Here is a 6,866-nt window from a genome sequence, read left to right as displayed (position 1 = left end):
TCGGCGGATTCCACGGCGGCCTTGGTCGCCTCGACCTTGCTGATGCCGGCCACGACCGAGCGGTAGTAGTTCAGCGTGTCACGGACGACCTGGCGGCGGGTGGATTCCAGCGAATCCTGCGCCGCGTCGCGCTGGTAGATGCTCTGGCGAACGCGCGACTGCGTGGCACCGCCCGAGAAGATCGGCACGTTCAGCGTGAGGCCCACCGAGGTCGCACCGCGGCCATTGGCCGAGGTGAGGCTCGAACCCGCCGTGCCGGCGCCCGCGTTCTGGTTCCACGCGGTGCTCTTGCTGTAACCCAGCGTCGCGTCGATCGTCGGCAGGTGGCCAGCGCGCGCCGACGAGATGGTGTGCTCGGCGGAATCGACGTTGTACTGGGCGGCAATGATCGTCGGGCTGGTCTTCACCGCTTCGGCGACCCATGCCTGGGCGTCGTTCGGCGACGGCGGATCCATCGGCAGCTGCTCGCGCAGCTTCTTCAGGTTGTCGGCCGGCTGGCCCGTGATCTGGGTCAGCGCTTCACGCGAATCGGCCAGCGTGTTTTCCGCGGTGATCACCTGGGCCACGGCGGTGTCGTGCTGGGCCTTGGCGTCCTGCACGTCGGTGATGGCCGAGAGGCCCACGTCGAAGCGCTGCTGCGCCTGCTCGAGCTGGCGGGCGAGCGCCTGCTCGTTGGCCTTCTGAAAGGTCAGGGCGTCGTCGTTCGTGAGGACCTGAAAATAGGCCGTCGCCACGCGCGTCGAGAGCTGCTGGAGCGCCGCGTCGTACGTCGCGTTCTGCGAGTCCGCCGAGGAACGGGCGGCCTTCAGGTCGGCGTACTTGCTGAAGTCGACGACGCTCTGGCTCACCGTCGCGCCCACGTCGCGGGTGCGGGTGTGGCCGATATCGCCGGAGAAACCGACGACGGTGCGGCCATCGGCGCCATAGATGGGCTCACGGGTCGGACCATTCGGGTCGCTCTGGTTCAGGCTGAGCTGTGCGCTGACCTGCGGCAGCAGCAGCGCGCGGGCCTGCGTCACGCTCTCACCGGTTGCGAGGCGAGTGGAATCGGCCTGCGACAGCACCGGATCGTTCGCCCGGGCCTGGCGGTAAGCATCGAGCAGGTCTTCGGCATGGCTCGCGAAGGGAGCCGCTGCCAGGGCCAGCGCAACGGTGAGTAGCTTCAAGCGCATGGGTTCGCCTCGTGGGTGATGGGGGATCTTTTGAAGGTCAGAGCACGAAGCGCTTCACCGGCGCGGCATGCGCCAGGTAGGGAAGGTCCGTTTCGAACAACGATTCCTCGCGGTAGCGGCCCTCACCTTCGTGGGTGAGCAACACCGCCGTCTGCGCCGGCGAATCGCCGCGCACCACGAACATCCGGCCGCCCGGCTTCAGCCAGCGGACGAACTTCTCCGGAACGGCGTGCACCGCACCCGTGACCACGACGACGTCGAAAACGCCGGCCGGGGTGTAGCCGTTGACCGCCTCGGCCACTTCGAGGGTGGCGTTGGCCACGCCGGCGGCGGAAAGGCGCTGCTTCGCGGCCTCCACGAAATCGGCGTGCATGTCGATGCTGGTGACCTTGCCGGCCAGGTTGGCCAGGCAGGCGGTCAGGTAGCCCGAGCCGGTGCCAATTTCCAGGACCTCGTCGGTCTTGTTCAGCGCCACGGCCTGGAGGACCCGGCCCTCGATCACCGGCTTCATCATGACTTCGTCATGGCCCAGCGGGAGGTTCAGGTCGGCAAAGGCGACATTGCGGTGGGCCGGGGCCACGAAATCCTCGCGGCGGATGGTCTTGAGCGTGTCGAGTACCGAGTACTCGAGCACTTCCCAGGGGCGGACCTGGTTCTCGACCATGTTCAGGCGGGCCTGCTCGAAATTCATCGCCATGGTGTTCAATCCCGGACGAAAAGCTGAAAAAAGATGCGGAAGGATAACGGGTTACAGGCCGCTTCCTCCGATATGCAACGGCTGCGGTCCCGGTGCTTCCCGGCTAAGTGCCGGAAGTCACCGGGCGGGGCTGACGGAAGTCACCCCCCTCGCTGGCCCCACGCCGGCTGAATGGCCGGTAGGTGGGGGTTGCTGGCAACCATGGAGACCGCACGCGGGCGGCCCCACCTATTCTAAGGTAGGACGGCGGTTCCGCTCCTGTTCCGACCTGCTGTCGCGGCAAAAAGATGCGCGCCATGCTGGAAATAACTAAACCGCTGCGTATAATAAAGTCATAATTTTTGTTTGTGAAGGTGCAGCCATGAACGCCAGCCCGAAAATGAAGACGCAGGGCCCGGGGCGTCCGAAAGACATGGAGAAGCGCGCGGCCATCCTCGATGCCGCCAAGGCGCTCTTCACCCAGGGCGGTTTCGCCGGTACCAGCATGGATGCCGTCGCGGCATCGGCGGGTGTGTCCAAGCTCACCGTTTACAGCCATTTCGGCGACAAGGACAACCTCTTCCGCGAGGTCATCCGCGCGCACGTGCAGGAGCGCCTGCCCGATGACCTGTTCGATTTCAGCGCCGGCGGCGATATCCGCGCCACGCTGACCAACATCGCCAGCCGCCATGCGGCCATGGAAACCAATACGGAATCCGTCGGCACGTTCCGCGCCATCCTTTCCGATTGCCAGGCCGGCGGTAACCCGCGTTTCGGCCGGCTGGTCTGGGAAGAGGGTCCGGTGCGCATGCACAAGCTCATGAGCCGCCTGCTGGGCGATGCCGTGGAGCGCGGGCAGCTCGAGATCGCCGACGTCAGCCGCGCCACTACCCAGATCCTGGCCCTGCTCAAGGGCGACCTGCTCATCCGCCGCCTGTTCGGCTGCGAGGATTGCGCGGTGCAGTTCGCCGAAGAGGTGAACAACAACGCCCTCGCCGCGGTGGATATGTTCATGCGCGCCTACGCGCCCCGCGCGTAATCCTCGCGTTCCTCCCCGCTTCGTGCTTGAATCGGCCCCGAAGCGGGGGTGCCGGCGCGTTGCGCGGGCTGAGAGAGTCCCTTTGAACCTGATCCGGTCAGTACCGGCGTAGGAAGCTTTGTCCACGGGAGCGGTGCGCGTGTGCGCGCCGCCGGTCCGTGGCGGCGCGTCCGCTTCTCCCTCCCGCCGAGTCGAGAAGCCGATGAACGCCATATCCCCTGAGCTCGCCCGCGCCACCCGCGACCTGTCCGCCTCCGTTACCACCCCGTTGCCCGGTTCCCGCAAGGTCCACGTGACCGGCAGCCGGCCGGATATCCGCGTGCCCATGCGCGAGATCGCGCTAGCGCAGACGCCCACCCTGTTCGGCGGCGAAGCGAACCCGCCCGTGGTGGTGTACGACACCTCCGGCCCGTACACCGACCCGGACCACACGGTGGACCTGGTCGCGGGCCTGCCGCCCCTTCGCGCCGCCTGGATCCAGGGGCGCGGCGATGTCGTCAGGCTCGATGGGTTGAGCTCCACCTTCGGCCGGGCGCGGGCCGGCGATGCCCGGCTGGACGCCATCCGCTTCCCGGCACCCCGGGCGCCCCTGCGCGCCATCCGCGGCGCCAACGTCACCCAGATGCACTACGCACGCCGCGGCATCGTCACGCCCGAGATGGAATTCATCGCCCTGCGCGAGAACCTGCAGGCGGAATTCATCCGCGACGAAGTGGCCCGGGGCCGCGCGATCATCCCCGCGAACATCAACCACCCCGAGGCCGAGCCCATGATCATCGGCCGGCACTTCCTCACCAAGGTCAACGCGAACATCGGCAACAGCGCGGTGAGTTCCGGCATCGCCGAGGAAGTGGAGAAGCTGGTGTGGGCGACGCGCTGGGGCGCCGACACCATCATGGATCTCTCCACGGGCAAGCACATCCACGAGACCCGCGAATGGATCCTGCGCAATTCGCCCGTGCCGGTGGGTACCGTGCCGATCTACCAGGCGCTGGAAAAAGTGGGCGGCGTGGCCGAGGAGCTCACCTGGGAAATCTTCCGCGACACGCTGGTCGAACAGGCCGAACAGGGCGTGGATTACTTCACCATCCACGCCGGCGTACTGCTGCGCTACGTGCCGCTCACCGCGGGCCGCGTCACCGGCATCGTGTCGCGCGGCGGCTCCATCATGGCCAAGTGGTGCCTGTCGCATCACCGCGAGAATTTCCTCTACACGCATTTCGAGGAGATCTGCGACATCATGAAGGCCTACGACGTGGCCTTCAGCCTGGGCGACGGCCTGCGCCCGGGCTCGATCGCCGATGCGAACGATGCGGCGCAGTTCGGTGAACTGGACACGCTGGGAGAACTCACCAAGGTAGCGTGGAAGCACGAGGTGCAATGCATGGTGGAAGGCCCCGGCCATGTCCCGATGCACCTGATCCGCGAGAACATGGATCGCCAGCTGGCCGTGTGCCACGAGGCGCCGTTCTACACGCTGGGCCCGCTCACCACTGATATCGCGCCCGGCTACGACCACATCACCAGTGCGATCGGCGCTGCGATGATCGGCTGGTTCGGCACCGCCATGCTCTGCTATGTGACGCCGAAGGAGCACCTCGGCCTGCCCGATCGCCAGGACGTGCGCGATGGCATGATCGCCTACAAGATCGCCGCCCATGCCGCCGACCTGGCGAAGGGCCATCCGGGCGCACAGCTGCGCGACAACGCGCTGTCGAAGGCACGGTTTGAGTTCCGCTGGGAGGACCAGTTCAACCTGGGCCTGGACCCGGAAAAGGCGCGCGCCATGCACGATGAGACGCTGCCGAAGGACGCGCACAAGAGCGCGCACTTCTGCTCCATGTGCGGGCCGAAGTTCTGCTCGATGAAGATCACCCAGGATGTGCGTGATTACGCGGCGGGGATGGATGCCAAGGCTGCGGAGTTTCGGGAAAGGGGTGGTGAGGTCTATACCAAGGCGTAAGCCGGTAGGAGCCCACCCTGTGGGCGACATCTTTCGCGGTGCCGCTAAAGGGCCTGTGGCGCTTTCGCGAACGGCGTCGCCCACAGGGTGGGCTCCTACGCGATGGAAGTGCGTCGCATTTGGAAGCCTTCACCCCGTTTTTTCAGGGCCAGACCTAACGTCGGGGGCCTACCCAACTCCCGTCCCCTGGAGCACAGGCAATGGCCAGCGCAAAACCCTTCGTCACCGATATTGAGAACATCCGTAAGCGCGCCCGCGAGCATATCGACAACGGGGCCGTCACCGCCGGCTACAAGGCGGACCGTGAAACGGTCATCAAACTGCTCAACGAAGCGCTGGCCACCGAGATCGTCTGCGTGCTCCGCTACAAGTACCACTACTACATGGCGCCGGGCATCCATTCGCAGAGCGTCAAGGCGGAGTTCCTGGAACACGCCACCCAGGAGCAGGAGCATGCCGACCGTATCGCCGAGCGCATCACCCAGCTCGACGGCACGCCCAATTTTAACCCGGAAGGCCTGCTTTCCCGCAGCCACGCGGATTACGTGGAAGGCGCGGACCTGATCGACATGATCAAGGAAGACCTCGTCGCCGAACGGATCGCGATCGACAGCGACCGCGAGATCGTGACCTACATTGGCGACGACGATCCGACCACGCGGCGGATCATGGAGGACATCCTGGCGCAGGAGGAAGAACACGCCGAGGACATGGCCACGCTGCTCGAGAACCTGGGGAAGAAGGGCGAGCCCGCGGCACCCTCGAGGCACTGATTAGGTAAGCTGGGGGCATCGCTCGCCACCGAGAAGGATCATCATGAACGCGACCGCCGCCCCTTCGCCTGCCCCGCGCAGGCGCCGCCGCCCGCTCAGCCTGGCGATCGCCCTGCCGATCGCGGTGCTGATCCTGCTGGTGCTGTTCTTCATGTGGTGGTGGGACAAGGAGCCGGAGCAGTTCGATCCGGTGCAGGTCACCACCGCGCACATGAAGGAAATCGGCCGCCCCATGAGCACCGGCGCGGTCACCACGTACACGCTGATCAAGTCGGTCGATACCCTTACCGACAAGCGCGGTGGGTACCTGAGCAACGACAAGCTCCCGCCCGGTTCGATCATGGACAACATGCCGAACTGGGAATTTGGTTCGCTGACCGCCTCGCGCGATCTCGTCCGCGCGCTGCGCAACGATTTCAGCCGCTCGCAGACGCAATCCACCGAGGACAAGTCCCTCGGCGAGGCCGATCCGCTGCTCAACAGCCCGAACGATCGCTGGCTCTTCCCCAGCTCGGAATCGCAGTACGGCAAGGCGGTGGATGATCTCAACGATTATCTTGGCCGCCTGAGCGATGCCGAGGATGGCAACGCGCATTTCTACGCGCGCGCCGACAACCTGGCGGATTACCTGCAGACGGTCTCGGCCCGGCTTGGCTCGCTGTCACAGCGGCTTTCGGCGAGCGTGGGCCAGCTCAAGGTGGATGCGGCGCCCAATGCGGATGTCGCCGCGAACGCGGGGCCGGCCAAGGCCGTCTACGTGAAGACGCCCTGGAACAAGATCGACGACAACTTTTACGAAGCGCGCGGCTATACGTGGACGCTGCTTGAGCAGCTCAAGGCGATCCGCCATGACTTCGCACCGATCCTGCGTAGCAAGAACGCGGATGCGAGCCTGCAGCAGGTGATCCGTGAGCTCGAGGAATCGCAGAAGTCGCTCGGCAGCCCGGTGGTCCTGAACGGCTCGCCGTTCGGCTTCTTCGCCAACCATTCGCTGGTGATGGCGAACTACATCTCCCGCGCCAACGCGGCGATCATCGACCTGCGCGGCCTGCTGGGTCGCGGCTAAAAAAAAGGCCGCCATTCGGCGGGCTTTTTTCGCGTTGTAGGAGCCCACCTGTAGTGGCCGGGTTTTTCTGGACCACCAGTAGGAGCAAAATCTCCTGCGAGGTGATCTATGGGTTTCAAGATAATTTCCCCGGCCGTCAAGGCTGAAGCCATCCGACTGGTGGTTGAGGCGGGCTAC

Annotated in this window: 6 protein-coding genes and 1 riboswitch; of the genes, 4 read left to right on the top strand and 2 right to left on the bottom strand. The window is 65.5% G+C overall.

Annotation, left to right across the window (positions count from 1 at the left end):
• Both ACTHLF_RS08210 and ACTHLF_RS08205 read right to left on the bottom strand, forming a co-directional pair.
• Positions 1–1,172: TolC family outer membrane protein (locus tag ACTHLF_RS08210; RefSeq protein ID WP_440326461.1), on the bottom strand; the 1,172-nt coding region annotated here is incomplete at its 3' end.
• Between the two features lie 37 nt (positions 1,173–1,209).
• The gene (locus tag ACTHLF_RS08205) at positions 1,210–1,869 is read right to left on the bottom strand and encodes a protein-L-isoaspartate O-methyltransferase family protein (RefSeq protein WP_440326459.1); all 660 of its coding nucleotides are present in this window, start codon (positions 1,867–1,869) and stop codon (positions 1,210–1,212) included.
• A gap of 361 nt (positions 1,870–2,230) precedes the next feature.
• Here ACTHLF_RS08205 and ACTHLF_RS08200 point away from each other — a divergent pair, with 361 nt between their 5' ends.
• From ACTHLF_RS08200 to ACTHLF_RS08185, 4 genes are all read left to right on the top strand, one after another.
• Positions 2,231–2,887 carry a TetR/AcrR family transcriptional regulator gene (locus ACTHLF_RS08200; protein ID WP_440326457.1) on the top strand — a complete coding sequence of 219 codons (657 nt, stop codon included), beginning with the start codon at positions 2,231–2,233 and terminating at the stop codon, positions 2,885–2,887.
• Positions 2,888–2,921: 34 nt separating this feature from the next.
• A riboswitch (TPP riboswitch) is annotated at positions 2,922–3,019 on the top strand.
• Between the two features lie 70 nt (positions 3,020–3,089).
• Positions 3,090–4,850 carry a phosphomethylpyrimidine synthase ThiC gene (gene thiC / locus ACTHLF_RS08195; protein ID WP_440326455.1) on the top strand — a complete coding sequence of 587 codons (1,761 nt, stop codon included), beginning with the start codon at positions 3,090–3,092 and terminating at the stop codon, positions 4,848–4,850.
• Between the two features lie 200 nt (positions 4,851–5,050).
• Complete coding sequence (locus ACTHLF_RS08190; RefSeq protein WP_440326454.1) at positions 5,051–5,623, top strand: ferritin-like domain-containing protein; 573 nt, start codon at positions 5,051–5,053, stop codon at positions 5,621–5,623.
• A 43-nt stretch (positions 5,624–5,666) separates the two neighbouring features.
• Entirely contained in the window at positions 5,667–6,689 is a 1,023-nt protein-coding gene (locus ACTHLF_RS08185) for a DUF2333 family protein (RefSeq protein ID WP_440326452.1), read from the top strand.
• Positions 6,690–6,866: the final 177 nt, after the last annotated feature.

Origin of the sequence: Luteibacter sp., from assembly GCF_051958795.1 — a bacterium.
GTDB lineage: Bacteria > Pseudomonadota > Gammaproteobacteria > Xanthomonadales > Rhodanobacteraceae > Luteibacter.
Note: the sequence above shows the minus strand (reverse complement) of the source record. Positions and strands in the feature narration are given on the sequence as shown.